The following is a 24,782-nucleotide window of genomic DNA, read 5'->3' on the forward strand; positions in this document are numbered from 1 at the left end:
GAAAATCTGCATCAGGCTCGCTGTGAGACGCATTGCAGTTCAATTCGTTCGGCAACCGTTACAGACCGAACGAGATCGATCGTCAATCAGCAGGGAGGTGATAGCTGTTATTACCTTCTGAGCTTCATCGAACCCGGTAAGGTGCGCGCATTCGTAGCTGGATCGGATGATCTGTCCGCAGGCGAACTGGCCCCCATCAAGAAGGCCGGTCGGAGGAAACAATGCATATTCTTGTCGTATTGCGCATGGTCCCGGCACCGGCGACCGAGTTCGAAATTCTCCCGGAAGGGCTTGGGCTCGACCGCGAATGGATGGATTTCCAGCTCAATGACTTCGACGACCAGGCCCTGGAAGAGGCGGTGCTTCTGAAGGAGGCCTCCGGCGCCCGCGTCACGGCCGTTGCCATCGGTGAGGGCGCCAACCGGGTGCTGCAGATGGCGATGGCGCGCGGCGCCGACGACGCCGTTCTCCTCTCCGGCGACGAGGAAGCCGGCCTTGCCTCTCCTGCCGGCCTCGCTGCCGCTCTGCTGCCGCTGATCGAAGAACGCAAGGCGGATCTGATCCTCACCGGCGTACAGTCGGCTGAGGATCTGTTCGGCCAGCTCGGCCCTTATCTCGCTGGGCGGCTCGACTGGCCGCATATTTCCGGCACCAGCCATCTGGCTGTGGCGGGCGGCGGGCTAACCGTCGCGCAGGAACGCGGCAATGGAGTCGTTGCGCGCTATCGCATCGCCCTGCCGGCGGTTCTGGGCGTGCAGACCTCGACCAAGGCACCCCGCTATGTCTCCGGTTCGAAGCTGCGCGAAGCGGCCAAGGCGCCCATCGCCAAGGGACCTGCCGTTGACAGCCTGCCCGCCGATGGGGCGCGGCTGGCGATGCTTTCGATGCCGCTCGCCGGCGAAGGCGCCGAGAATCTCGGCAATGTCGCCGAGCATGTTGCCGACCGTATCGCCCACATTCTCGCCGAGAGGGGCCTTCGGGCCGGCTGATCCATGAAGTTCCTCGTCTGCACAGAAACACGCTCCGGAAAGATCGAGGCGATCTCTCTGGAAATGCTCGCCGCGGCTCGCACCATTGCCGCTCCCGGCGATGAAGTCGTGGCCCTTGTCGTCGGCGATTCCGCAACCGATGCGGCCGCGCGCCTCGGCGCCGCTGACCGGGTCATAGCGGCGATCGCGCCGGCACTCTCGGTGCCGACAGCCGAAGCCTATGCCCGTATCGCCCGCGACGTCATGGCGACCGAGGCGCCAGATCTGATCGTCATGCCCTATTCGGCGACCGGCCTCGATGTCGCCCCGGAACTCGCCGCGCGCTGCGAACTTCCGATCGTCGCTTATGTCGTCCGCCTCGACCGTGGGGATGACGGGGTCGCCGCGACATCGCAGATCTATGGCGGCAAGGTCATGGCGAAGACCAGGATCACCGGCCCGGCGATCGCGATGCTCAACCCCGGCAGCTTCCCGGAAGCCGCCGCATCGCAGGTGGCGGCCGGAGCTCTCGCGTCGCTTGACCCCACTCCCCTCCTCTCCAACCTGCGCGTCGAACTCCTCGGCGAGGATCAGCCCGATCTCGCCGAGATCGATATCGCGACCGCGGAGCGCATCGTCTGTGTCGGGCGCGGGATCGGCGACGAAGGCAGCATCGAGATCGCACGCGAACTGGCCGGGCTGCTGGGCGCCGAGATCGCCGGCAGCCGACCTGTGGTCGACAATGGCTGGCTGCCGAAGCTGCGCCAGGTCGGCAAGTCCGGGCGCAAGGTCAAGCCGAGGCTCTATCTCGCCCTCGGAGTCTCCGGCGCACCGGAGCATCTCGAGGGAATGTCGCGTTCGGATCTGATCATCGCGGTCAACACCGATCCCAAGGCGCCGATCTTCGGTGTCGCCCACTATGGCGCGACCTGCGATCTGTTCGATCTCGTCGCAGCGTTGAACGACCGCCTCCGCGCGCCGGCCGGAAGCTGAGATGGCGCCCACCCTAACGCTCTGGCTGCTCGTCCTCGCGGCTGCCGGCCTTTTCGCCTGGCGCTCGCGCCGTTTCGCGCGCGCCGTGCTGGCGAGCCCGAGGGTGATGCGGACCGACCAGCCCGGGCGGCGGTTTGCGGGCGTGCTGGAGGCGGTCGGCCTTCACAAGCGCCTGCTGATGCGGCCGTTCTCGGGCGTGCTGCATGCGCTGATCTTCGCCTCGTTCCTGGTTCTCTTCACCGCGATCATCGAAGCCTTCGGCTCGGGACTGCTGCCCGGCTTCTCGCTCGACGCGATCGGCGGCAAGAGCTGGATCGCCCTGCTGCAGGACATCTTCGCGGTGCTGATGCTTGTCGGCGTCGGCATGGCGGCCTGGCAACGCTACGTTATCCGGCCGAAGCGGTTCGAAGGTTCGAATGCCACCGATGCGACGATCATCTATGTCCTGATCTTCGCGATCGTCGCCTCGATGCTGCTGGAAGCGGCGTTTGGCATCCTGGCCGGCGAGCCGTCCGCCTGGCGCCCGGTCTCCGGCGCGATCGCATCGGGCCTTGCGGGCCTGCCCGTCTCCGCCGTGGCGGCGGAGCACGTCTTCTATTGGGTCCACATCGCCGCGATTCTGACCTTTCTTGTCTACATCCCCACTTCCAAGCATCGCCACATGTTCCTGGCGGCGCCCAACGTCTACCTGCGCAATCTCGGCCCCAAGGGACGGACTCCCGACGTTCCGCCGGGCCGGGAGACGCCGGGGATCGAGCGGCTCGACCAGTTCGACTGGAAGCAGAAGCTCGATCTCCTCGCTTGCACCGAATGCGGCCGCTGCCAGGCCGTATGCCCGGCCTATGCCGCCGGTCTGCCGCTCAGCCCGAAGCTGCTGATCACCGACCTTCGCGATGCGATCGTTCCCGAAGGAGAGGCCCGGCCGCTTCTCGGCGGCGTCATTGCCGAAGAGACGTTGTGGGCCTGCACCACCTGCCGCGCCTGCATGGAGGTCTGCCCGGTCGAGATCGAGCATCTGCCGAAGATCATCGACATGCGCCGCCAGCTGGTCGATGCGGGCTCCATCTCGCCAGGGCTGCAGGAGGCGTTCTCCAACCTCTCGCGGGCCGGCAACTCCATGGGCAAGCCGGCCAAGATGCGGGCGCGCTGGACCAAGGGCCTTTCCTTCGCGATCAAGGATGCGCGTGAGGAGCCAGTCGACGTGCTCTGGTTCGTCGGCGACTACGCCTCCTATGATCCGCGCGTTCAGGAGACGACCGTAAAGGTCGCCGAACTCCTCCACGCCGCCGGCGTCGATTTCGGCATATTGTTCGACGCCGAGCGCAACAGCGGCAATGATGCGCGCCGCGCCGGCGAGGAAGGCCTCTACGAGACGCTGGCACAGGCCAATATCGACGCGATCGAGGCCTGCAACTTCAGCCGGATCGTCACCACCGATCCGCACAGCCTCAACGCGCTGAAGAACGAATATCAGAGCTTCGGCAAGCGTTTCGACGTCCTGCACTACACGGCCCTGCTGGCCGAACTGATCGATGCCGGCCGGCTCGCCATCGCGCCGTCATCGGGCGGCCGCGTCACCTATCACGATCCCTGCTATCTCGGCCGCTACAATGGCGGCTTCGACGCGCCGCGCAGGCTGATCGAGGCCGCCGGCTACCAGCTGCATGACATGCCGCGCTGCCGGGAGAATTCCTTCTGCTGCGGCGCGGGCGGCGGACGCATCTGGCAGGGCGACGAAGGCGTCACCGAACGACCGAGCGAGAACCGTATCCGCGAAGCGCTTGCGCTCGGCGATGTCGACCGCTTCGTCGTCGCCTGCCCGAAGGACAAGGTCATGTACCAGGCGGCGGTCGACGCTCTGGGTGTCGCGGATCGGATGCGCGTCTACGACGTCGCCGACCTTCTTGAAATCAGCGCGGACGGCCGGAACCGCGAAACGCAGTCATCGCCGCTCGAATCATCGGCGGCCTAACGATCCGCCAAGATGGCGGTGCGCCCTCCGACGGGCGATAGAGGGAGGTTACACATGGCGCTCGGAACGATCGGCTTCGTCGGTGTCGGCAAGATGGGCAATCCGATGGCGAAACGCCTCATCCAGGCCGGTTACGAGCTTGTGGTCTATGACCGCGACGCGGCGGCGGTGGCCGATCTCGTGGCAGCCGGCGCAAGCGCGGCAGCCAGTGCCCGCGCGGTCGCCGACGCGGCCCCGATCGTGATCGCCAGCCTGCCCTCGCCGCAGATTCTGGAAGCGGTGGTGATCGCCGAGGGCGGCATCATCGACGGCAAGGCAATCCGCGTATTCATCGATATCTCGACGACCGGCCCGCGCATGGCCGCGAAGGTCGCTGCGGCGCTGGAGGCGCGTGGGATCGCGTCGGTCGACTCGCCGGTGTCGGGAGGCCTTGCCGGGGCACGCAACGGCAAGCTCGCCGTCATGGTCTCGTGCCCGAACGATACCTACCCGGCGGTGGAGCCGATCCTCGCCATTTTCGGCCGCCTCTTCTTCATGGGCGAGACGCCCGGGGCGGCACAGACGATGAAGCTCGCCAACAACCTGCTGGCCGCCGCCGCGCTCGCTGTCTCGTCCGAGGCGGTGGTAATGGGCGTCAAGGCTGGGCTTGATCCCAAGGTCATGCTCGACGTCATCAATGCCGGCAGCGGACGCAACAGTGCGACTGAGGACAAGTTTCCCAAGTCGATCCTGCCGCGCACCTTCGACTTCGGCTTCGCCACTGGTCTCTCGTTCAAGGATGTGCGTCTCTGCCTCGACGAAGCGGAAGCCATGGGCGTCCCCATGGTGGTCGGCAGCGCCGTCCGGCAGATGCTCTGCATGACCAATTCGCTCTATGGCCCGGATTCGGACTTCACCAGCATGGTCAAGGTCGTCGAGAACTACGCCCATGTCGAGGTCGGCAAGGCTGTCGAGCCAGCCGTCGTCAAGGCGGGGTGAGGACATGAGCGGAGGAGACACGTACCGGATCTTCGCGATCCGCTACGGCCATCACGAGCGGCGCTCCTGGGAGAATTTCCTCGGCGGCGACAGCCATGGCGTCGATATGCCGCTCGACTATTTTGTCTGGGCGATCGTCGGCGACCTGCGGACCTTCGTGCTCGACACAGGCTTTGACCGGGCCATGGCGACGAAGCGCGGACGGCATATCGTGCGCGAGGTCGAGACGGGTCTCGCGATGATCGGGATCGACCACGCCGCCGTCAGCGACGTGATCATCTCGCATCTCCACTACGACCACGCCGGCAACAATCACCTCTTCCCGGCCGCGACCTTCCATATCCAGGATGCGGAGATGGAGTTCGCGACCGGGCGCTGCATGTGCCACGACATCATGCGCCATCCCTTCGAAGTCGACGATGTGACGGCGATGGTGCACCGGCTCTATTGCGGCCGCGTCGCCTTCCATGGCCAGGACGAGGTGATCGCGCCCGGCATCAGCGTCCACCGCACCGGAGGCCACTCCCGTGGCCTGCAGGTCGTCCGCGTCGAGACCGCGCGCGGCGCCGTCGTGCTCGGCTCCGACGCCGCACATTTCTACGCCAACATGGACCGCGAGCGGCCGTTCCCCGTACTCGACAGCGTCTCCGACGCGCTGGAGGGGGTAAAACGGATGCGCCAGCTCGCCAGTTCGCGGAACCACATCATTCCGGGGCATGATCCGCTGGTCTGCCGCCTCTATCCGAAGGCGATCGACGGGGTCGACGACATCCTGCGGCTCGACCTCGATCCGATCGGGCCGTAGAGCGTTTTCGAGCGAAGTGGGGACCGGTTCGCGTGAAGAAAACGCGACCTAATAAAGCGATAGCGCCTATCCCGCCTTCTTCGACCCCGGCCGCCAGGGCTGCGTCGTGATGATGTCGCGAACCTCGGTTCGAACCGTGCGGATCACGGTGCGGATCATCGAGTTCATCGGACGTTGCGACGAGGTCGCGAGCAGGAGCGTGCGCGTGATGCGCGGCTCGAACGGCCAGACATGGATGCGGCCAGCCTCGACGAGGCCATGCACCGACGCATAGGGCAGGATCGTATATCCGGCCCCCTCCTCGACCAGCAGCAGGGTCGAAGGCATCGCCTCCAGCTCCATCTCGATGCGCGGATAGATGCCGTGCTCGGAAAGCAGCGTATCGATGAGGCGTCGCAGCCCGTGCGGGCGGCTCGGCAGGATCATCGGCAGGGTCGCGAAGACATCGAGCCCGACAGGCCCGTCGCCAAGATCGTGGAGCGGCGGCTCAGGACCGAGCAGAAAGAGCTCGTCCTCGACCAGCGGCTCGGTCAGCACCGAGGGATGGTTGGGCGAGTTATAGAGCACGGCCGCGTCGATGCGGCCCGAGGTCAGCCATTCAAGGCAATGGCCGCTGAAGCCCTCGATAACCTGAAGGGCAATGTTGGGGAACTCGTTCTTGATCTTCTTGACCAGCGGGACGGTCAGCACCGTGCCAACGGATGGCGGCACGCCCAGCACCAGCTTGCCCTTCGGCGAGGCTTGCAGCATGCCGATCTCGCTCCGCGCATGGGAGACGCGATCCAGGATGTCCTCGGCGTGGATCTTGAGCAGTTGTCCCGCTTCGGTCAGCACGACGCCACGGCCATTGCGATAGAAGAGTTCGACACCGAGAGCGTCCTCCAACGCCTTGATATGCCGGGTGATCATCGGCTGCGTCACCGAGAGGGCCAGCGCCGCCTTGGAAAGGCTTCCCGCCGCCGCTACGGCATGGAAGACCTGCAGCTGTCTGATTTCCAATGTTCCAACCCATCCGGCACCGGAGCGCTTTCGCTCGCCGATGCGTGAGATTTTGGAACGATTTTATAGAAGACGGCGATCCGGCGCGAGCCGATATATCCGATATCGGCCCATCGACGGGACCACGTCGCGCTTCAGATGATCGACCGGCGGGAGGCGATGCCGCCATCGACCGTCACAATGGTGCCGGTGACATAGCCCGCGCGATAGGAGGAGAGGAAGACGATCAGGTCCGTCACCTCATGGACATGGGCCGGACGGCCGAGCGGATAGGTGCTTTCGAGTTCACCGTAGCGGCTCTCGTCGCCGAACATGTCCTTCGCGCGCTTCTTCAGCATATTGTAGATACGGTCCGTGTTGACCGGACCTGGATTGACACCGACGACGCGGATCTTGTCGTCGAGGCTGGAGCCGCCGAGCGCGCGGGTGAAGTGCATCAGGCTCGCATTGCCCACGGCGCCGGCGATGTAGCGCGGGTCGGTGACCTCGCCGCCATTGCCGATATTGTTGATGATGACGCCGCCGCCCGCCGCCTTCATGCGCGGATAATAGAGCCGGCACAGATTGATATAGCCGAAGACCTTCAGCTCCCAGCCGGCGCGCCACTTGGCCTCGTCGACGTCGAACAACGAGCCTGAGGGGATGACGCCAGCATTGTTGACGAGGATGTCCACGTCGCCGACGGCATCCGCGAGCCGCTCCGCCGCGCCGCTTTCCGTCAGGTCCATGGGGAAGAGCTCGACCGAGAGCTCGGGCGCTTCGGCGAGTATCTCGGCGCGGATCGCATGAAGCTTCTCGACATTGCGCGCCGTCAGGCGCACCTCGCAGCCTTCATCGGCAAAGGCCCTGGCAAGCCCGGCCCCGATCCCCTGCGAGGCACCGGTGATGAGCACCTTCTTGCCGGTCAGACGCAGATCCATGAAATTCTCCTGTTGTGGCAATGGGTCGGGCCGGTTGCGGCATGCGACGCGCTCGCATGGACCCGGCCGCTCGTGAAGGGTGAATGGGCGCGGCTCATCGATCCGATCCGATCGTGCGGACATCGCGCCAGAACGCCATGGTGCTGGCTTCCTCCGGCGGGACGGAGCGGGAAAGCTGGCCATGCTCGAACAGGAACCGCTCGGCATCCCGCACGCGGGCGGGATCGATATAGCCGATGCCCCTCGCCGCCCCATCCCCGAGACGGGCGAGCGCGGCGACCTCGCGGATCATGATGGCCTGATGCGCGGAATCGAGATCCGGGCTGCGGCGCAGGACGGCGGCGACCGCCTCGTCCTGCCGTTCGAAGGATCTGTGCCATCCGCGCAGGCTCGCCGTCAGGAAACGGCCCACGACATCGGGCCTGTCCTGCAAGGTGCTATCCGCGGCGATGATCGGATCGCGCGGGATGACGATGCCGAAATCGGCCGGATCGAACGCAACGAGATCGTCGATGCCGGACGCTTCGAGCTTCGGCAACTGGTTGTAGAATGTCGCCGCGGCGACGGCGACCTCGCCATCGACGAAAGGCTGCATGCTGGCCGCCTGCACCACCTCGTCGACCGTGGAGAGATCCACGCCGGCCCGCCGCAGCATCGCACGCAGGATGAGATGCACGCCGGTGTACCACGTGCTCACCCGCCGGCCCGCGAAGTCCGCCAGCGACCGGATGCCGGATCCGCGCCGGGCAATATAGACGACATCGATCTTCTGGAAGAGCGCGGCGATCGCCACCACGGGGAGACCTTCGGCACGCGCCGCGAGCACGCTCTCGAGGCCCCCGCCCTGCGCGAAATCCGCTTCACCCGTCGCGACGGCGACCTCCGGATCGACACCGGGGCCCCCGACGCGAATATCGACGTCCAGGCCGGCCTCGGCATAATAGCCGGCGTCCTCGGCCAGATAATATCCGGCGAACTGGGCCTGATGCAGCCATTTGAGCTGAAGCGAGACGTGATCCGTCATTCCTGCCCGTCCCGTGTTGCTTCCAAAACAGCCGAGAGCGGCACGGGCCTGAGCGGGATACGTGGCGGGTTGAAGCCAGCCTCGCGCGGCGTGATGCCGGTCTCGGCGGCTGCGATGTCCGCGATGGCGGCGCCGCAGATGCGTCCCTGGCAGCGTCCCATGCCGGCCCGCGTCCAGATCTTGGCGCCCGCGACGGCGTCGGTCCCCGCAGCGAAGGCTGAAGCGATTTCGGCGCGCGTGATTTCTTCGCAGCGGCAGACGATCGTGTCGTCCTGGGCCAATGTCGCGAGGTCGGCGGGCGGCGCATAGAGCCGCCCGAGGCCATCGGAAAAGGCACGCGCCCGGGCGAGCTGTTCCCCGAGGCTCGCGCGCTCGCTCTCGTCGCCTGCGGTATCGGCGCCGAGGTCGGCCGCAGCAGAGAGCCCGGCGAGGCGACCCGAGAGCCGGGCCGGAACGGCGCCGGCAATGCCCGTGACTTCCCCGGCGGCATAGACGCCTTCAACCGAGGTGCGTCCGCTCGCCCGGTCCGTGATGCAATGCCAGCCGCCGAGCGCCGGATCATGCTCGTGCCGGCAGCGCAGCAGCGCCGTCAGCTCGATCATCGGCCGGAAGCCCCAGCCGACCAGCAGCGCATCGATCCCGCCGATGGTCTCGGAACGATCGCGATCGATTCGCCCGCTGCGATCGACCGGCGCGATGCGGATAGCCGTGACGCGCTCATCGCCGATCGCCTCGGTGACGATCCAGCCGCTGCGCCGCTCGGGAATGGCACGGGCCGCCACCAACAGCCTAGCCGCCTCGCGCCAGCGGCCGGGATGGCGCGCGAGATGAGCGATGATCGCCAAATCGGTGTGCCGGGCCTCGATCAGCGCAACCGGCGGCTTGCCGAGCTTCACCAGCGTCTCGGCCACCGCCAGCAGGAACGGCCCGCTGCCGGCGAGCACGACTCGCTCGCCGGCACTCGCCCCGCCGAGCTTGGCGAGGCGCTGGCCGGCGCCCGGCGTCATGACACCGGGCAAGGTCCAGCCGGGGAATGGCATCGCGCGGTCATGCGCGCCGGTCGCGACGATGATGGCGCGCGGCACGAATTCGATCGGGCCGTCCGCCGTATTCGCCAGAACGCGCCGATCCGGAAAGGCAGCGAAAACCTCGGCGCCGGCATGGAAGGCAACACCGCTGGCCTGGGACTTGGCGATGGCCGCCGCCCCCTCCTCGCCCTGCACGGAGAGCGGCGCAGCCCCCGTCGGGTCCTGCATCCAGTATTGTCCGCCCGGACGAAATCCGGCGTCGACGAGGTCGACCGCAATGCCCGCTTCCGCCGCGGCCCGCGCGGCTTCGAGACCGGCCGGGCCGCCGCCGACGACGAGCAGATCCGTCTCGATCCGCCTCATGGGTCCACTCATGAGCGCACCGTCTCGACGCGCATGCCGGCGCGGATCGGCGTCACGCAGGCGCGTACGCCCTCGCGCCCATCGACACGGACCAGGCAATCGAAGCACACGCCCATGCCGCAGAAGAGTCCGCGCGGCGCGCCGTCCTTCGCCGTATGACGAAGCACGGCATTCAGCTCGCGATGGAGCAGCGCGCCCAGCGGGCGCCCCGCCTCCGCCTCGACCGCGCGGCCATCGAGATCGATGGTGACGAGCGCGCTCATGCGGCCGCCCTCCTGTCGAACCGGGCCGGGTCATAGAGATCGCGCCGGAACGGGCTTTCGCGGCCGGCGACGAGGTCCGCGATGATGCGGGCCATGCCGAGCGAGCGCACGAAGCCGGTACCGCCATCGCCCGCGGCGACGAAGAGGCCGTCCGGCCCCGCCGGCCCGGTCAGGAAACGATCATCCGGCGTCACCGCCTCGTAGCGCACCCAGGAGCGCAGCAGGTCGATCTCTGCGAACTTCGGAAAGAGGAAGAGCAGTGTCGCGATGGAATCGCGGATGAAGGCGCGGTCGACCTCGGGAATATCGTCCGGACTGCCGGCCGCCGTGACGCCGCCTTCGAGGACGGTGTTGAACAGGATCTGGCCGCTCATCGCCTGCTGGATCTGCGTATAGCCGGCATCGACGCCGCCTTCCGCCTTGCAGGCACCGACGACGGTGCGGATCGAACGCGGGACCGAGACGGTGGCGAGACACTGCGCCTTGCGCGGCACGATCGGCAACTGGACACCCGCCGTCGCCGCGAGCTTCGCGGTCCACGGGCCGCCGGCAATCACGACGATCCCCGCCTCGATCGGCCCATCGGCCGTCTCGACGCCCGCGATGCGCCCGCCGACGACCCGCAGCGCCGTCGCCGGATTTCGGCTCACCAGCGTTGCCCTCGCCGCCTGCGCGGCTTCGAGCAGGCGGCGCACGGCGAGGAAGGGATTGACGACGGCCGAATTCGGCGACCAGGTCGCGGCATGGATCGGACCGGTCAGCTCCGGCTCGATGCGGCGCACGGCCTCGGGATCGAGCAGCGTCGGCGAAAGGCCGGCTGCGGTCTCGATGCCGATCCACTCATCGGCGGAGCGGCGCTCGCTCTCCTGCTTCAGGAACCGCAACTGGCCGCAGCGGGAATATTCGAAGTCCGGCGCGGCCTCGGCAAACGCCGCCCATTCGTCGCAGCACCATTTGAGGAGCGGCAGTTCGTCCTCGTCCATCATATGCGTGCCAATACAGGCGAGGCTCGCGCCGGAGACCGCGCCGCCCGGCACGCCCTGCTCGATGATGACGACGCGGCGGCCCGCAACGGCGAGCGCGCGCGCAACGGCCGCGCCCACCACCCCGGCGCCCACGACGACCGCGTCCGCCTTCATGCCCGCACCCGGTTTCATCCCCATGCGGCGCTCCGCACAGCCTCCGGCGCAGCGCGCCAGAAGCGATCGTCGACCAGACCCTCTTCCGCCGGCGCGTGCCCTTCGACTTCCGACATGGCGACCAGCGCCTGGCGGATATGCTTCGGATCGGGATAGCCGAGCCCCTGCGTCAGGGTCGCGCCGGCCAGCGCGAGCGCGCGGATATCGGCCAGCTGGCCCTCCTGTTCGAGCCGCGCCATATCCGGCCGCAGCCGGCAGCAGAGCGCGATCGCTGCTTCGAGATTGTGGAAGGCCTTGGTCCAGCCCGTCAGCACGGCATTGACCACGGCCTGAACGATGTGCGGGTTGGCGGCGACGAAATCGCGCCGGGCGATGAGCCCATCCTTGAGCAGCGACGCGCCATAATCGGCGGCGCGGAAGAGGACGAAATCGTCGAGCGATCCGGCCGCGTGCTCCAGATGATGGATCTCGTGATAGGTCGTCATCTGCGCGCAGTCGACACGACCGTCCATCATGGCGCCGACCGTGTCGCCCACCGCAATCCGCTCATAGGCGTCGAGCGCGAGGCCGGCGCGCTTCAGCATGAAGGTGAGTTCGAGGTCTTCGCGGCCCGGCCAGACGCCGATGCGATGGCCGGCAAGATCCGTGGGCCGCGCAATGCCCGCACTGCGCCGTGCTGGATAGACCAGCGCGCTCTCCTGCTGGATCGCGAGCAGGAAAACCAGTTCCTCCGAACGGCCGCTTTCCAGCATGTGCGACGGGCTCGCCACGGCGAAATCGACGTCGCCATCCAGCAGTGCCGCGATCGGGCCCTTGGCGAAATCGAGCGGCACACATTTGAGGTCCAGCCCGACATCGCGCGCCAGCCCCTCATGCTCGGCGATCAGATAGCCGGCGAATTGCGGCTGCGGGTGCCAGAGAAGGCGGATCTTGATGGGCTGCACGTCGCCTCGCCTATCCATAACGCTTGCCACCGGCGAACCAGTCGTCGAACCGCTCCGCCGTCGAGACCAGCACGTTGCGCTTCCTCTGGTAGGAGCGGAGCGCGTCCCAGCCATTCTCGGTGCCGTAGCCGCTGTCGCCGAACCCGCCCCAGATCGAGCGCGGATCGTTCTTGTGATGATCGTTCACCCAGATCATGCCGGCCCGCACCTTGCCGGCCATCCGGTGCGCCCGCGCCACGTCGCGCGTCCAGATCGAGGCGCCGAGCGCATAGGGCGTGTCATTGGCGATCGCGAGCGCCTCGGCCTCGCCGGAGAACGGCGTCACGGCCGCGATCGGGCCGAAGACCTCCTCGCGGAACAGCGTCATCGACGGTGCGACATCGGCGAAGACCGTCGGCTCGACAAAGTTGCCGCCCGAGAACGGTGCCGGAAGAGACGGCACGCCGCCACCCGCGACGAGCCTTGCGCCTTCCGCCTTGGCGGTCTCGATATAGGCGAGGCAGCGGTCGCGCGAGGTGGCCGAGATCACCGGACCGATATCGGTCGCAAGGTCGGCCGGATCGCCCTGCCGCAGCGCCTCGACGCGCGCCACGAAGGCCTCGATGAACGGCTCGTAGATCGCCTCCGCGACGATGAAACGGCTGGCGGAGACGCAGGTCTGTCCCGCCGCGACGAAGGCGGCGAAGACGGCGCCGGCCGCCGCTTCGTCGATGTCGCTGTCCTCGAAGATCACGACCGGCGTCTTGCCGCCGAGCTCCAGCGTGCAAGGCACGAGGCGCGCGGCAGCCGCGGCCGCGACCTTGCGGCCCGTGCCCGTGCCGCCGGTCAGGTCGATATGGCGGACGGCCGGTGCGTTGCAGACGAGCGAGCCGGTCGTGCCGTCGCCGGTGACGACATTGACGACCCCCGCCGGAAGGCCGGCCTCGCGGCACCATTCCGCCAGCAGCAATGGGGTGGCCGGGGCGAGTTCGGATGGCTTGACCACCACCGTATTGCCGGCGGCGAGCGCGGCGGCCAGCTTCTTGACGAGAATGAGGATGGGATGGTTCCACGGCGTCAGCAGCGCGCAGACGCCATGCGACTCATAGGCGGTATAGGAGAGGAAGCCACCGCGCAGGCGATTGGATTCGCCTTCAAGGCCCGCGGCGATGCCGCCGAAATAGTCGAGCCACTCCGGAATACGGCCCATCTGCGCGCGCATCTCGCGGATCGGCCGGCCGGTGATCGCCGATTCGAAGGTCGCCAGCTCGCCGATGCGGCTGCGCACGATCTCGGCCAGTGCGCGCAGATGCCGGCCACGGTCGAGCGCATCCAGCGCGCCCCAGGCCGGCGCCGCCGCCGAAGCGGCGTCCATCGCCGCCGCAACATCGTCGGCTCCCGCGAGCGGCACGGCGCCGAAGCGCGCGCCGCTGGCGGGACTGACGACCGGGATCATCGCCGCCGAACGGGCCTCCTGAAAGGCGCCGCCATAATGCAGCAGCCGGCCCGACAAGAACGGCAGTTCCGCCCAGCCTGCGGTGTCGGCCGTCATCGCTTCGGCTCCGGCCGCGCGAGGCCGAGATGGTCGCGCAGCGTCGTACCTTCATAGTCAGCGCGAAACAGGCCGCGCTCCTGCAGGATCGGCACGACCAGATCGACGAAATCGTCGAAGCCGCCGGGGAAATAGGGCGGCATGATGTTGAAGCCGTCGGCGGCGCCGTTCTCGAACCAGTGCTGCAGCGTATCGGCGATGGTCTCCGCCGAGCCGCACAGGACCCAGTGCCCGCGCGCGGCGGCCGTCAGGTTATACAGATCGCGCAGCGTCATGTTCTCGCGCTTCGCCTTGGCCAGCATGACGCTCGCAAACGCATGATAGGCGTCGGAGGGCTTCAGATCGTCCGGGATCGGGCCATCGAGATTATAGACGCTCATATCCTTGCCGAAGCGATCGGAGAGCATCGCGAAGGCATTGGTCGATGAGACGAAACCCTGCAGCGTCTTCAGCTTGTCGAACGCCTCGCGGTCGGTGCGCCCGACGACCGGCATCACGCCCGGCAGCACCGTCACGTCCTCCGCGCGGCGGCCAAATTCCGGCAGCAGCGCCTTGAACGACGCATATTGCTGCTGCGCCTCGGCGAGATCCTGCACGACGGAGAAGACGACGTCGGCCGTGCGCGCCGCCAGGCGCTGGCCCGGAGCCGAGCCGCCGGCCTGCAGCACGATCGGCTGGCCCTGCGGCGAGCGGCCGATATTGAGTGGCCCCTTCACCTGGAACCATTTGCCGTCGTGATCCAGCGCATGGACCTTGGCAGGATCGATATAAAGCCCGCTCTCCCGATCCGCGACGATCGCGTCGTCGTCCCAGCAATCCCAGAGCTGCTTCACGACGCCGACGAATTCCTCGGCGATCTCGTAGCGCAGCGCATGATCGGGGTGTTCACGCCCGAAATTGGCGCCGCTCGCCGCATTCGACGTCGTCACCGCATTCCAGGCGGCGCGGCCATTCGAGATATGGTCGAGCGAGGCGAAGGCGCGCGCCGTGCTGAACGGGTCGCCATAGGTGGTCGAGGCCGTCGCACCAAGGCCGATATGGCTTGTCGTGACGGAGAGGGCCGAAAGCATCGTCAGCGGCTCGAGCCGGGCCGTATAGGACGGATGCGCGGCCGGATCGGCATAGAGATTGTCGCCCATGAAGATCAGGTCGAACTTGCCGCGCTCGGCAATCCGCCCGATCTCCTGAATCTGCTTGAGGTCCTGGAAGCTGTCGAAGGCGCCCGGATAGCGCCAGCCGGCGATATGGCTGCCCGTTCCGAGGATGAACAGGCCGAGATGGATCTGTCGCTTGGTCATTTGAGCACCGAAATCATCATGTCGGCGAAACCGGCCTTATCGGCCTTGCGCACGATGCGGGCATTGGGCGTCTTCTTCTCCCAGCCTTCCACCAGGCCGGCCGGATAGACGGCGGAGAAGCCGCGCGTCGTCTCGCCGCCGACTTCCATCTCGACCACCGCCTCGACGCTTTCGAGGATCAGGCTTTCGTCGATCGCCATGGCGGTGGTCAGCGAATCCGGATGGGTGTTCATGATCGCGCCATAGCGCTCGCGCGCGGTCTTCATCGGCGTCTCCGATACGTCCATGTAGAATTTGGAGAGCTTCGTCCCGAGGCCGGCGATGCGCTCGATCGTGTCGGCATGGAAAAAGCCGGAGGAGAGCGTCAGCGTCCAGGTCGAGAGCGTGACGTTGAAGCCGGCTTCCAGCACAATCTTCGCCGCCTCCGGATCGACGTAGAAATTGAACTCGGCAGCCGGCGTGACATTGCCGACCGCGTTGTCGGTGCCGCCCATGATCCAGAGCTGCTTCAGCGCCTTGGCGATGCGCGGCTCCTTCAAATAGGCGAGCGCGATATTGGTCAGCGGCGCCTGCGCGATGATCGAGATCTCGCCCGGATTGGCCATGACGAGATCGATGATGGCGTCGATGGCGTGCTTCGCCTCGGGGCGCTGCTTCGCCTTCTCGAACACCATCTCGCTCATGCCGTTGGAGCCGTGATAGCTCGCGGCGCGCCAGCGGCCCATCAGCGGGCGGGCGCTGCCGAGATAGACCGGCACCTCCCCGCCCCGCCCCGCGACCTCGATCGTGTGCAGGGCGTTCTCGACCTGAAGGTCGAAGGCGACATTGCCATTGCAGATCGTCACCGCCTCCAGGCTGGCATTCGGATGCAGGAGACCGAGCAGCAGCGAAAAGCAGTCGTCGCCGGCCGTATCCGTGTCGATAATCAGGCGCGTGGTCACTTGGCTGCATCCAGGAATGTGAAGCCCATGGTGCGGGCGTGATAGTGCAGGCCGCCATCCTGGACGATCAGGAACATGGCGCGCTCGTCGCTGTCATTGTGATGGGAATGCGGCTCGGTCGCCGGCGTCACCAGCGTCGCGAAAGGTGACCAGTCGCAGCGCTCACCGCCGACCATCGAATAGCAGTTCTCGCCCTTCAGGATCAGCGTGATCGCCGCCGAATTGTGCCGATGCGCCCGCTGCTGCTCGCCGGCCGGAACGGTATTCAACGAGAGCGTCAGCGTCGGCAGGATGTTGCGGGCCGCCTCCTGGCGGTCGGAGGAGAAGATGAGCGCGATGCCTGAGGTCGTGGCGTTCTGCGCGGCTTCGATCACCTTCTGAAGCTGGAGCGCGATCTCGCCCGCCGGATAATGCACGGCGTCGACCGGCGCCTCGGCGGAATCGGCGGGGCGGAGCGAATCGAAGGCGAGCTGAGGCTCGTTTGTGACAACCCAGAGCACAGCGCCGCCATCAAGGGCCGAAAGGCTAGTCGGCACGCCGCCGGGTGCCAGAAAGACGTCGCCCGGGCGGAAATCGAAGGCCTCGGTTCCCGCTGCGACCGAGCCGGAGCCACGGATGACGTACCAGATGGCACCCGTTGCGCGGAAATCGGCGGTGAGCGTTTCCCGGGGAGCGATCGACGCATAGCGCGCCAGCATGAGAGGCGTCGTGGACGGAAAAGGCGAGCCTATCGCCGCCGACTGGTCGCAGGCATAGAAGCCGGTCGCGCCCGAAGAGAGGGCGAGTTCCGGCTCGCTCACGAAGCGCGTCGCCGGAACCGGCGGAAGCTTGACGTTGAATGCATTGCCGGAGTTGAAGAAGCGCGCCCGGGCCGCCGCGGGTCCATTGGGACCGGAGGGGAGTTGAACCGGCATCTCCGCCATGTCGATCGGAGCCGGCTTCGGCGCGGGCTGGCTGGTCATCGGATCTCTCCTCAAAGTACCGGACGGCGACGATGCCAGTCGGTCACGGTCTGATAGGCATGGGCGGCACGGCAAATCAGTGCTTCCGCGAACGGCCTGCCGGCGAACTGGAACGCCATGGGAATGCCGGAACGGCTGGCGCCGCAAGGTACCGTGATCGTCGGATAACCGCACACGTCGAAAGGTGCGTTGAACGGCCCGACAGCGAGAATGCCGTCAGGGTCGGGGCCCAGCGTCGACATATATTCAAGCGTCGGACCGGCCACGGGGATGGTCGGGACCAGCAGCAGGTCGATCGGGTCAAACATCAGCGCGATCGCACCATTGAATGAGCGCCGCGATTTCAAGGCCTCGGCCAGTTCGAACGCAGTGACGCGGCTGCCATGGTCCAGAAGCGCTGCCAACCGCTCGCCATATTGGTCGCGCATTGCGGGGAAGGTGTCGCGATGCGCGATGGCGGCCTCGACCGCGCATTGCGTATGCCAGCCATAGAGAATGGCCTGCGTGTCGGGAAAGCTCACATCGACGAAGCACGCACCGAGCCCGGTCATCACCCCGACGGCCGCCTCGATGGAAGCCAGCACCTCGTCGTCGGCCTTCGCCCGCATGAAGCTCCAGTCTATGCCGATGGTGAAGCCGGCAACGCCGCCCTCGATCTCGGCGAGATAATCGGGAACCACGTTCGGGGAAGCGGTCGGATCCAGCGGATCAGCCCCGGCGATCACCTGCAGCAGCGCGGCGGCGTCCTTCGCGGAGCGGGCCATGGAGCCGACATGATCGAGCGATTCGGCGAGCGGGAATACACCGTGGCGCGAGACGCGGCCCCAGGTCGGTTTGATGCCGGTCAGACCGCAGGAGGCCGAAGGCAGGCGGATCGAGCCACCCGTATCGGTGCCGAGCGTGCCATAGGCCAGGCCCGACGTGACGGCGACGCCGGAGCCGCTGGAGGAGTTGCCGGTCCAGTGTGCCGCGCCAAAGGGATTGATCGGCTCGGTGACCGTTGGATGATGCTGGGCATAGACGCCTTCGGTCGCCGTCAGCTTGCCGAGCAGGATCGCGCCGGCATCGCGCAGGCGCTGCGTCGTCGTCGATTCATGCGGCACCTGCCAGTCGGCGTAGATCGACGAGCCGAGGCTGGTCTTGATGTCGGTGGTGTAGAAGACGTCCTTCACCGCAACGGGAATGCCGTGCAGCGGGCTGCGCCGGAGACCGGCCGCGATCTCGGCATCGGCCCTGGCGGCGGCGGCCAGCGCCAGTTCCGGCTCGATGGCGACATAGGAATGGAGCGCGCCGTCAAAGCGGGCTACGCGCTCGATCATCAGTTCGGTGAGCGCGACGGAGGTTACCGTGCCGCTATCGAGATGCGGCGCCAGGGCCGTGAACTCCTCCGCCCAAAGTTGCTGCTCGGTCATGCCTTCATCCGACTGGGGATCGGCCGCGCATCGCGCCTGCCAGGATGGCGTATACAATAAATGACATTCTGGATAATCATTGCCCATAATGTGAGCGACGGCCGCCCATAAGCGTGGCGATGCGAGAGTTGGGTACCGCGAAGCTCGCGGATTGGACTCCTTATAGATGGGAGGCCGGCCTGGAGTGCCGAACTGCGACTGGCATGCATATTGCTGAGCACTTTCTGCATACATCAACCGGAGTGTCGGTCATGACGTTCTTCAAGCATGGACTTGCCATGGCGGTCGTCGCCGCGGCAGCCGCATGGTCTGCGACAGCGCCAGCCGGCGCCGCCGAGCCCGTTTCCGTCCGTCTCAAATGGCTGCCGCAGGCGCAGTTCGCCGGCGTCTATGTCGCCAAGGCCAAGGGCTTCTATGAGGCAGCCGGCCTGGACGTGACAGTCAATCCCGGCGGCCCGAACATCAATGTCGAAACGCTCGTCGCCTCCGGCGCCGATACCTTCGGCGTCGCTTCCGGCACCGAGGGCGTGCTCTATTCGCGCGAAAAGAAGCTGCCGCTGAAGGCGATCGCCATGTCGCAGCAGATGACGCCCTTCGCCTATGTCGCCTACACCGAATCCGGCATCAATTCGGTCAAGGACTTCAAGGGCAAGAAGGTCGCCACCTGGATGGTCGGCCCGCAATATACGCTCTACTCCGTGCTCGCCGCCGAAGGTCTGCCGCAAAACGAAGTCGACATCGTCTCGCAGCCCTTCTCGATGCAGCCTTTCATCGACAAGCAATTCGATGTCGCGACGGTCACGCTCTACAACGAGCTGAACACGCTGAAGGAACAGGGCATCGACAACATCAAGCTGTTCCTGCCCGATGATTCCGGCGTCACGACGCAGCAGGACGCGATCGTCACCTCCGAGAAGATGATCACCGAGAAGCCCGAGCAGGTTCAGGCCTTCCTGAACGCGACGCTCAAGGGCTGGAAATACGCGTTCGAGCACAAGGACGAGGCCGTCGACATTGTCATGGCGTCGGGCCCCGGCCTCGAGCGCAAGCATCAGGAGCTGATGCTGGCCGAAATCGAGCGCCTCATGGTTGCCAAGCTTGGCTCCTCGGAAGGTCTCGGCGCGATCGACCTCGTCTCGATCGGCAAGGTGCAGGACGATTTGATCAAGTTCGGCGCGATGAAGACGCCGGTCGACGTCAAGGAAGCCTTCGACACCTCGTTCTGGGAGAAGGTCCCGGCCGAAGACAAGAAGATGTAGGTTTTCGGCGCCGCCCCACAGCCGCCGAATACAGGCGACCCGCCGTAGACAATCGCGGTGGGTCGCTCAGCGCAGTTGCAGCAAGCAAGGAGAGCGGATGGCCGACCCGGCGGAAGCTCAGACCGAGGCGATGGCGCCCGGTCAGCCCTATATGGAACTCGTCAACGTCTGGAAACGGTTCGGCGATGGCGAGAAGCAGACGGTTGCGGTTCGCAATGTCGACCTGGCGATCCAGCCCGGCGAGTTCGTCACGCTGATCGGCCCCTCGGGCTGCGGCAAGTCCACGCTTTTCAACATGATCGCCGGCCTGCTGCCGCCCGATTCCGACGGCTCGATCCTCCTGAAGGGCAAGGCCCAGCAGGACGGCGCGCTGCTCGGCAAGGTCGCGTTCATGCCGCAGCGCGACCTGCTCTTCCCCTGGCGTACCGTGCTCGACAACGCAACGCTGGCGCTGGAAGTCGAAGGCCTGTCGAAACGCCTAGCTAGGCAGAAGGCCGAAGCCCTATTCCCGGAATTCGGTCTCGAAGGCTTCGAGCAACACTATCCGCACCAGCTCTCGGGCGGCATGCGCCAGCGCGTTGCGCTGATGCGCACTTTCCTATTTGAACGCGATCTGATCCTGCTCGATGAGCCCTTCGGCGCTCTCGACGCGCTGACGCGTTCGATGATGCAGCGCTGGCTGCTCGACATCTGGGCGAAGCACCGGCGTACGGTCCTGTTCATCACCCATGACATCGACGAGGCGATCTTCCTAGGCGACAAGGTCGTCGTCATGACAGCCCGGCCGGGCGCGATCAAATGTCAGGAAACGATCACGCTGCCCCGCCCGCGCGACGTCTCCGTGGTGACGACGCCGGAATTTATGGACGTCAAGCGAAGGCTCCTCGCCATCGTCGAGGAGGAGAGCCTGAAGACCTTCGCCAGCGCCATGGCGGCACGAGCATGACGATCCGCGACGCCGTCCGCACGCCCTATGCCGCGGTGCTGATCGTCGCGTTGCTCTGGCTTGTCTGCGTGCCGCTGTTCAAGATCGAGCCGCGCTACCTGCCCGCCCTCCCCGTCGTAATCGCCGATGCCGCCTCGGTCTGGCGTGAGCTCGCCGCCGGCTTCTGGCGGACCTTTTTGGAGACCGTGCTGGGCTTCCTCGCGGGCTCGCTGCTCGGCATTGCGTTCGGCATCGCCTTTGCCTCCTCGCGGCTGCTTGAGCGTGCGCTCTTCCCGATCTTCGTCGCGCTCCAGACCGTGCCCGTCATCGCCTTTGGCGCGATCGTCGTCATCTGGTTCGGCAATACGATCCTCGCCAAGGTCGTGATCGCGCTCTACCTTGCGTTCTTCCCGGTCGCGGTGAACACGCTGCGCGGCCTCGAACAGGCCGATCCGCAACGCATCGCGCTGATGCGGAGTTTCGGCGCCTCTCGCCTCACCCTCTTTCTCAAGCTGCAACTGCCGACGGCGGCGCCGAACATTATCATCGGCATGAAACTCGCCGTGGCGCTCAGCCTTGCCGGCGCGGTCGTTGGCGAATGGTTCGGCGATACGGTCGGTCTCGGCGTCATGCTGTTGCAGGCGCTTTACTTCGAGCAGATCGCCCGCGTCTGGGTGTTGATTATCGCCTGCGGGGTGCTCGGAACGCTGCTTTATGGCGCGCTCGCGCTTCTCGAAAGGAGGTTCGTATGGTGGCGACCCGATTGAAGTCGCTTGGCAACGCCCTCCCCGTCGCCGCGGCGCTCGTTCTGCTGCTGCTCGCCTGGCAGTTTGGCGCGGCGGTGCTGGACGTGCCGACTTACATCCTGCCGAAGCCGGCCGAGATCCTCGCAACCGCCCTGGGCCGCATCGGATTCTTCGGCGGGCAACTCTATGTCACGCTGGTCGAGGCGGTCGGCGGCTTCCTGATCGGATCCGCACTCGGCATTCTCCTCGCCGTGCTCATGATCCTGCTGCCGGTGCTGGAGATCATGCTGATGCCGCTCGCCATGGTCATCAATGCGGTGCCGTCGATCGCCTTCGTGCCCTTGGTGCTGCTCTGGTTCGGGCTTGGCATGAGTTCCAAGATCGCGATCGGCGCGCTCGCCGTCGTCTTCGTCGTGCTGCTGAATGTGCTGTCCGGCCTGAAGCGGCCCGACGCCGAGGCGATCAATCTGATGCGCTCCTTCGGGGCCAGCCGGATTGGCATTCTCTGGCGGCTCCAGCTCCCGGCCGGCATGCCCTCGCTGGTCACCGGCCTTCGCGTCGGCCTTGCCCGCAGCACCATCGCCGTCATCGTGGCGGAAATGATGGGCGCCTATAGCGGCATCGGGCAAGTCATCTATCAGGCGACCGCACAGGTCGATTCTCTCACGGTCTGGGCGGCGGTGTTCGTCGCCTCGCTGGCCAGTCTCGCGCTTTATGGCGTGCTGGTTGCCCTCGACCGCAAGCTCGTATGGTGGAGATGAACATGGCGCCGTTCCCGGCCAATGCCGATCCCGCGCTCGATATCGGCTCGACAGACGAGGCGGCGCTGCGCATCCAGCTCGCCGCCTGCTTCCGCCTCATTGCGCATTTCGGCATGGATGATCTGATCTACAATCACATCTCCGTCCGCCTGCCGGGGCCGGAGCATCATTTCCTGATCAACCCCTACGGCCTGTTCTTCTCGGAGATCGACGCCTCCTGCTTCGTCAAGATCGACCTCGACGGCAACAAGGTCGAGCCGAGCGACCATGAGGTGAACCAGGCCGGCTTCGTCATCCATTCGGCGATCCACTCAGGCCGCGAGGATGCGCTCTGTGTCCTGCATACGCATTCGGAGGCCGCGACCGCCATCTCGGCGCTGGAGGAAGGCCTGTTGCCGGTCAGCCAGTTCGCCATGCGTTACCAGGGCCATATGGGGGTCCACGACTATGAAGGGGTCGCGATCGATACCGACGAACGTCAGCGCCTCATCGACGATATCGGACCGCACAACACGCTGATCCTGCGCAATCATGGCGTGCTGACCACAGGCCGCACCATTCAGGAAGCGTTTATCCTGATGTATTATTTCGAGAAGGCGGCGCGGGTTCAGCTGCTCGCACAAACGGGTATCGCCGGCGGCGCCCATCTCGCTTTGCCGGGGGACGAGATAACCGACAAGGCGGCGCGGCAGTTCAACGACCATCACGGCGACATTCGTGCCCCCGGCACGCGGGAATGGCCGGCCTTCATCCGGCTCCTCGACCGGACCGACCCGAGCTATCGCAATTGAATCCAGGTAGTCGCTCGTTGCATACAGAACCGCATTTCGAGAATACAGCCATGGCGAGGTCCGCAAGCGTCGGGTGGGCAGGCCCACCGAACCGGACCGGATTGTTGGAAGCAGGGCGAAACAGGCGGGAATCATGACGGCGCGCGGACGCAGCCAGGCGGCAGTGACGGAGGAAGCGGTGACGATCCGCGTACGCAGCGGCACGCTCTCGGAGGACCTTCGCAACGAGCTTGAAGAGATGATCGTCTCGGGCCGTCTTCAGCCCGGCTCGAAGCTCGACGAGGCGGAAATCGCAACGCAGTTCGATGTCTCGCGTACCCCGGTGCGCGAGGCGCTGAAGGCGCTGATCGCCACGGGCCTCGTCGAGGTCAAGGGCCGGCAGGGCGTCACGGTCGCCACCATCTCGATCCCCATCCTGCTGGAGATGTTCGAGATGATGGCGGCGCTGGAGGGGCTGTGCGCCAAGCTCGCGGCCCGCCGCGCCACGCTGACCGAGAAGGCCAATCTGCGCGCCATCCACGCCAAGCTGATCGACGCGCTGGATACGAAGGATCCCGAGCGATTCTACGCCGTCAATCATGAGTTCCATGACGCGCTCTACGATGCGGCGCATACGCATTTTCTCGCCGGCCAGACGCGGGCGCTGCGGCGCCGCGTGGCTGCCTATCGCCGCCATGTCACCCACCAACCAGGCCGCATGGCCGCGACCATCGGCGAGCATGAGCGAATCCTGGAAGCGATCGAACGCGCCGACGCGGAGACAGCTTTCCGTGCCGCGAGCGAGCATGTGAATCTCCTCGGCGACGATATGGCCGACTTCATCTCGTCGCTGCCGCCCGGTCTGACGCAGTCGCTATGAGAAGCGGCCTTCCAGCAGGCCGAGCGCCAAGGCGTTGAAGGCCTCCGGCGTTTCCAGCATCGGGAAATGACCGGTATTGCCGATGAGGCGGACGTCGAGGCCCGGAAGGTCGAGCAGTTCGTTGCGCGCGGCGAGCATCGCTGAATTGATCGTCGCGGCAGGGACGGCGAGTTCGCCCCAGCGCGCCTCGATGTCCCAGGCGAGCAGCGCCTCCAGAACGGCGAGCGCGACCGGTGGACGGGAGGAAGCCATGGCGTCCCCGATCCACGCGACGACCGCCGGATCGACCGAGGGATCGGTGATCGCGCCTACCATTCCGCGCATCGTGCCGGCGAAATCATCACCGAAAGCCGCACAGCGCTCGCGGATTTCCCCATCCGGCCGGCGGCCGTAAAAGGCGGCCTCGTTGAAGGTGTCGACGCCGAGCATGAAGCGGCATTTCGGGCCCAGCGCTAGCGCCGCCTCGACCGCGACCGCGCCACCCATGGAATGACCCACCAGGCCGACATCGCTGGCGCCCAGCGCATCGACAACGGCGGCAACATCGGCGCCGAAAGCTTCGATCGACCACCGCCGGTCGCCCCTCTTCGCGTTCGCCTCGCCATGACCAGGCAGGTCGATCGTGACAACGCGGAAGCGCAGCGAAAGCGGCTCGATCTGCGGCGCCCAGAAGTCCTGATTGCAGCTCCAACCATGGATGAACAACAGGAGGGGTCCCTCACCGCCATGGTCGCGCACCTCGATCGGGAGGCCGTCCGCGGCGTGGACCGCAAAGGTTCGCCGCAAGGTTTTTTCACTGCCGGGCGAAATGGCCGACAGAGGATTTCGTGACATGCGGGAGGTCCAGTGCTTCTATGCGACAGGCCAATCGTAATGCAGGAAGCTGCCCTTCGGCCTGCCC

Annotated in this window: 24 protein-coding genes; 11 read left to right on the forward strand and 13 right to left on the reverse strand. The window is 66.2% G+C overall.

Translation table 11 applies throughout. The annotated features are described in order from the left end of the window. Positions 1-221: 221 nt before the first annotated feature. The 5 genes from OSH05_RS18010 to OSH05_RS18030 are packed head-to-tail and all read left to right on the forward strand — an operon-like array spanning position 222 to position 5,716. On the forward strand, positions 222-989 hold the full coding sequence (locus OSH05_RS18010; RefSeq protein WP_104220362.1) for an electron transfer flavoprotein subunit beta/FixA family protein: 768 nt from the start codon (positions 222-224) through the stop codon (positions 987-989). A 3-nt stretch (positions 990-992) separates the two neighbouring features. Further along, positions 993-1,961 carry an electron transfer flavoprotein subunit alpha/FixB family protein gene (locus tag OSH05_RS18015; protein WP_104220361.1) on the forward strand — a complete coding sequence of 323 codons (969 nt, stop codon included), beginning with the start codon at positions 993-995 and terminating at the stop codon, positions 1,959-1,961. A 1-nt stretch (position 1,962) separates the two neighbouring features. Further along, a complete protein-coding gene (locus tag OSH05_RS18020) occupies positions 1,963-3,933 on the forward strand; it encodes a heterodisulfide reductase-related iron-sulfur binding cluster (protein WP_104220360.1) in 1,971 nt (656 codons plus the stop codon). A gap of 54 nt (positions 3,934-3,987) precedes the next feature. Beyond that, positions 3,988-4,911, forward strand: a complete 924-nt coding sequence (locus OSH05_RS18025; protein ID WP_104220359.1) for an NAD(P)-dependent oxidoreductase — start codon at positions 3,988-3,990, stop codon at positions 4,909-4,911. Between the two features lie 4 nt (positions 4,912-4,915). Further along, on the forward strand, positions 4,916-5,716 hold the full coding sequence (locus tag OSH05_RS18030) for an N-acyl homoserine lactonase family protein (protein WP_104220358.1): 801 nt from the start codon (positions 4,916-4,918) through the stop codon (positions 5,714-5,716). 66 nt (positions 5,717-5,782) lie between these two features. On the opposite strand, the gene OSH05_RS18035 is transcribed toward OSH05_RS18030, so the two are convergent. From OSH05_RS18035 to OSH05_RS18090, 12 genes are all read right to left on the reverse strand, one after another. Continuing rightward, positions 5,783-6,715: a LysR family transcriptional regulator gene (locus OSH05_RS18035; protein WP_104220357.1), complete on the reverse strand. Its 933-nt coding sequence runs from the start codon at positions 6,713-6,715 to the stop codon at positions 5,783-5,785. Positions 6,716-6,849: 134 nt separating this feature from the next. Then, positions 6,850-7,635, reverse strand: a complete 786-nt coding sequence (locus tag OSH05_RS18040; protein WP_104220356.1) for an SDR family oxidoreductase — start codon at positions 7,633-7,635, stop codon at positions 6,850-6,852. Positions 7,636-7,729: 94 nt separating this feature from the next. Beyond that, positions 7,730-8,659, reverse strand: a complete 930-nt coding sequence (locus tag OSH05_RS18045) for an ABC transporter substrate-binding protein (protein ID WP_104220355.1) — start codon at positions 8,657-8,659, stop codon at positions 7,730-7,732. Further along, the gene (locus OSH05_RS18050) at positions 8,656-10,062 is read right to left on the reverse strand and encodes an FAD/NAD(P)-dependent oxidoreductase (RefSeq protein ID WP_104220354.1); all 1,407 of its coding nucleotides are present in this window, start codon (positions 10,060-10,062) and stop codon (positions 8,656-8,658) included. The genes OSH05_RS18045 and OSH05_RS18050 overlap by 4 nt, the downstream gene beginning before the upstream one ends. Continuing rightward, positions 10,059-10,313, reverse strand: a complete 255-nt coding sequence (locus OSH05_RS18055; RefSeq protein WP_104220353.1) for a (2Fe-2S)-binding protein — start codon at positions 10,311-10,313, stop codon at positions 10,059-10,061. Before OSH05_RS18055 ends, OSH05_RS18050 begins: the two co-directional genes overlap by 4 nt. Further along, entirely contained in the window at positions 10,310-11,476 is a 1,167-nt protein-coding gene (locus OSH05_RS18060; RefSeq protein WP_104220352.1) for an NAD(P)/FAD-dependent oxidoreductase, read from the reverse strand. Before OSH05_RS18060 ends, OSH05_RS18055 begins: the two co-directional genes overlap by 4 nt. After that, a complete protein-coding gene (locus OSH05_RS18065; protein ID WP_165801662.1) occupies positions 11,467-12,396 on the reverse strand; it encodes an ABC transporter substrate-binding protein in 930 nt (309 codons plus the stop codon). Before OSH05_RS18065 ends, OSH05_RS18060 begins: the two co-directional genes overlap by 10 nt. 10 nt (positions 12,397-12,406) lie before the next feature. Continuing rightward, positions 12,407-13,927 carry an aldehyde dehydrogenase family protein gene (locus tag OSH05_RS18070; protein WP_104220350.1) on the reverse strand — a complete coding sequence of 507 codons (1,521 nt, stop codon included), beginning with the start codon at positions 13,925-13,927 and terminating at the stop codon, positions 12,407-12,409. Next, positions 13,924-15,225 carry an LLM class flavin-dependent oxidoreductase gene (locus OSH05_RS18075; protein ID WP_104220349.1) on the reverse strand — a complete coding sequence of 434 codons (1,302 nt, stop codon included), beginning with the start codon at positions 15,223-15,225 and terminating at the stop codon, positions 13,924-13,926. The genes OSH05_RS18070 and OSH05_RS18075 overlap by 4 nt, the downstream gene beginning before the upstream one ends. Then, on the reverse strand, positions 15,222-16,166 hold the full coding sequence (locus OSH05_RS18080; protein WP_104220348.1) for a nucleoside hydrolase: 945 nt from the start codon (positions 16,164-16,166) through the stop codon (positions 15,222-15,224). The genes OSH05_RS18075 and OSH05_RS18080 overlap by 4 nt, the downstream gene beginning before the upstream one ends. Then, on the reverse strand, positions 16,163-17,128 hold the full coding sequence (locus OSH05_RS18085) for a cupin domain-containing protein (protein ID WP_104220347.1): 966 nt from the start codon (positions 17,126-17,128) through the stop codon (positions 16,163-16,165). Before OSH05_RS18085 ends, OSH05_RS18080 begins: the two co-directional genes overlap by 4 nt. Before the next feature lie 11 nt (positions 17,129-17,139). Further along, positions 17,140-18,540, reverse strand: a complete 1,401-nt coding sequence (locus OSH05_RS18090; RefSeq protein WP_104220346.1) for an amidase — start codon at positions 18,538-18,540, stop codon at positions 17,140-17,142. Between the two features lie 251 nt (positions 18,541-18,791). On the opposite strand from OSH05_RS18090, the gene OSH05_RS18095 reads away from it, so the two are divergent. The 6 genes from OSH05_RS18095 (at position 18,792) to OSH05_RS18120 (ending at position 23,881) form a co-directional block, all read left to right on the forward strand. Next, positions 18,792-19,799, forward strand: coding sequence for an ABC transporter substrate-binding protein (locus OSH05_RS18095; RefSeq protein ID WP_104220345.1), 1,008 nt, complete (start codon positions 18,792-18,794; stop codon positions 19,797-19,799). Positions 19,800-19,896: 97 nt separating this feature from the next. Continuing rightward, a complete protein-coding gene (locus tag OSH05_RS18100) occupies positions 19,897-20,745 on the forward strand; it encodes an ABC transporter ATP-binding protein (RefSeq protein ID WP_104220344.1) in 849 nt (282 codons plus the stop codon). Beyond that, positions 20,742-21,491: an ABC transporter permease gene (locus OSH05_RS18105; RefSeq protein ID WP_104220343.1), complete on the forward strand. Its 750-nt coding sequence runs from the start codon at positions 20,742-20,744 to the stop codon at positions 21,489-21,491. Before OSH05_RS18100 ends, OSH05_RS18105 begins: the two co-directional genes overlap by 4 nt. Then, complete coding sequence (locus OSH05_RS18110) at positions 21,473-22,231, forward strand: ABC transporter permease (protein ID WP_104220342.1); 759 nt, start codon at positions 21,473-21,475, stop codon at positions 22,229-22,231. The genes OSH05_RS18105 and OSH05_RS18110 overlap by 19 nt, the downstream gene beginning before the upstream one ends. Before the next feature lie 2 nt (positions 22,232-22,233). Beyond that, a complete protein-coding gene (locus OSH05_RS18115; protein ID WP_104220341.1) occupies positions 22,234-23,022 on the forward strand; it encodes a class II aldolase/adducin family protein in 789 nt (262 codons plus the stop codon). Between the two features lie 133 nt (positions 23,023-23,155). Further along, a complete protein-coding gene (locus tag OSH05_RS18120) occupies positions 23,156-23,881 on the forward strand; it encodes a GntR family transcriptional regulator (RefSeq protein WP_104220340.1) in 726 nt (241 codons plus the stop codon). Here OSH05_RS18120 and OSH05_RS18125 read toward each other — a convergent pair. After that, positions 23,876-24,715, reverse strand: coding sequence for an alpha/beta fold hydrolase (locus tag OSH05_RS18125; protein ID WP_104220339.1), 840 nt, complete (start codon positions 24,713-24,715; stop codon positions 23,876-23,878). The genes OSH05_RS18120 and OSH05_RS18125 overlap by 6 nt on opposite strands. Between the last annotated feature and the right edge of the window lie 67 nt (positions 24,716-24,782).

It is taken from the genome of Kaistia algarum, assembly GCF_026343945.1.
In the GTDB taxonomy this organism is placed as follows: Bacteria; Pseudomonadota; Alphaproteobacteria; order Rhizobiales; family Kaistiaceae; genus Kaistia; species Kaistia algarum.

What these genes read in the sequence shown, in the direction of transcription:
- OSH05_RS18025 (WP_104220359.1), top strand. Translation starts at nt 3,988, where the DNA reads ATGGCGCTCGGAACGATCGGCTTCGTCGGTGTCGGCAAGATGGGCAAT.
- OSH05_RS18125 (WP_104220339.1), bottom strand. Translation starts at nt 24,715, where the DNA reads ATGTCACGAAATCCTCTGTCGGCCATTTCGCCCGGCAGTGAAAAAACC.
- OSH05_RS18120 (WP_104220340.1), top strand. Translation starts at nt 23,156, where the DNA reads ATGACGGCGCGCGGACGCAGCCAGGCGGCAGTGACGGAGGAAGCGGTG.
- OSH05_RS18115 (WP_104220341.1), top strand. Translation starts at nt 22,234, where the DNA reads ATGGCGCCGTTCCCGGCCAATGCCGATCCCGCGCTCGATATCGGCTCG.
- OSH05_RS18085 (WP_104220347.1), bottom strand. Translation starts at nt 17,128, where the DNA reads ATGACCAGCCAGCCCGCGCCGAAGCCGGCTCCGATCGACATGGCGGAG.
- OSH05_RS18070 (WP_104220350.1), bottom strand. Translation starts at nt 13,927, where the DNA reads ATGACGGCCGACACCGCAGGCTGGGCGGAACTGCCGTTCTTGTCGGGC.
- OSH05_RS18045 (WP_104220355.1), bottom strand. Translation starts at nt 8,659, where the DNA reads ATGACGGATCACGTCTCGCTTCAGCTCAAATGGCTGCATCAGGCCCAG.
- OSH05_RS18055 (WP_104220353.1), bottom strand. Translation starts at nt 10,313, where the DNA reads ATGAGCGCGCTCGTCACCATCGATCTCGATGGCCGCGCGGTCGAGGCG.
- OSH05_RS18060 (WP_104220352.1), bottom strand. Translation starts at nt 11,476, where the DNA reads ATGGGGATGAAACCGGGTGCGGGCATGAAGGCGGACGCGGTCGTCGTG.
- OSH05_RS18040 (WP_104220356.1), bottom strand. Translation starts at nt 7,635, where the DNA reads ATGGATCTGCGTCTGACCGGCAAGAAGGTGCTCATCACCGGTGCCTCG.
- OSH05_RS18015 (WP_104220361.1), top strand. Translation starts at nt 993, where the DNA reads ATGAAGTTCCTCGTCTGCACAGAAACACGCTCCGGAAAGATCGAGGCG.
- OSH05_RS18075 (WP_104220349.1), bottom strand. Translation starts at nt 15,225, where the DNA reads ATGACCAAGCGACAGATCCATCTCGGCCTGTTCATCCTCGGAACGGGC.
- OSH05_RS18020 (WP_104220360.1), top strand. Translation starts at nt 1,963, where the DNA reads ATGGCGCCCACCCTAACGCTCTGGCTGCTCGTCCTCGCGGCTGCCGGC.
- OSH05_RS18010 (WP_104220362.1), top strand. Translation starts at nt 222, where the DNA reads ATGCATATTCTTGTCGTATTGCGCATGGTCCCGGCACCGGCGACCGAG.
- OSH05_RS18030 (WP_104220358.1), top strand. Translation starts at nt 4,916, where the DNA reads ATGAGCGGAGGAGACACGTACCGGATCTTCGCGATCCGCTACGGCCAT.
- OSH05_RS18050 (WP_104220354.1), bottom strand. Translation starts at nt 10,062, where the DNA reads ATGAGTGGACCCATGAGGCGGATCGAGACGGATCTGCTCGTCGTCGGC.
- OSH05_RS18100 (WP_104220344.1), top strand. Translation starts at nt 19,897, where the DNA reads ATGGCCGACCCGGCGGAAGCTCAGACCGAGGCGATGGCGCCCGGTCAG.
- OSH05_RS18090 (WP_104220346.1), bottom strand. Translation starts at nt 18,540, where the DNA reads ATGACCGAGCAGCAACTTTGGGCGGAGGAGTTCACGGCCCTGGCGCCG.
- OSH05_RS18110 (WP_104220342.1), top strand. Translation starts at nt 21,473, where the DNA reads ATGGTGGCGACCCGATTGAAGTCGCTTGGCAACGCCCTCCCCGTCGCC.
- OSH05_RS18095 (WP_104220345.1), top strand. Translation starts at nt 18,792, where the DNA reads ATGACGTTCTTCAAGCATGGACTTGCCATGGCGGTCGTCGCCGCGGCA.
- OSH05_RS18105 (WP_104220343.1), top strand. Translation starts at nt 20,742, where the DNA reads ATGACGATCCGCGACGCCGTCCGCACGCCCTATGCCGCGGTGCTGATC.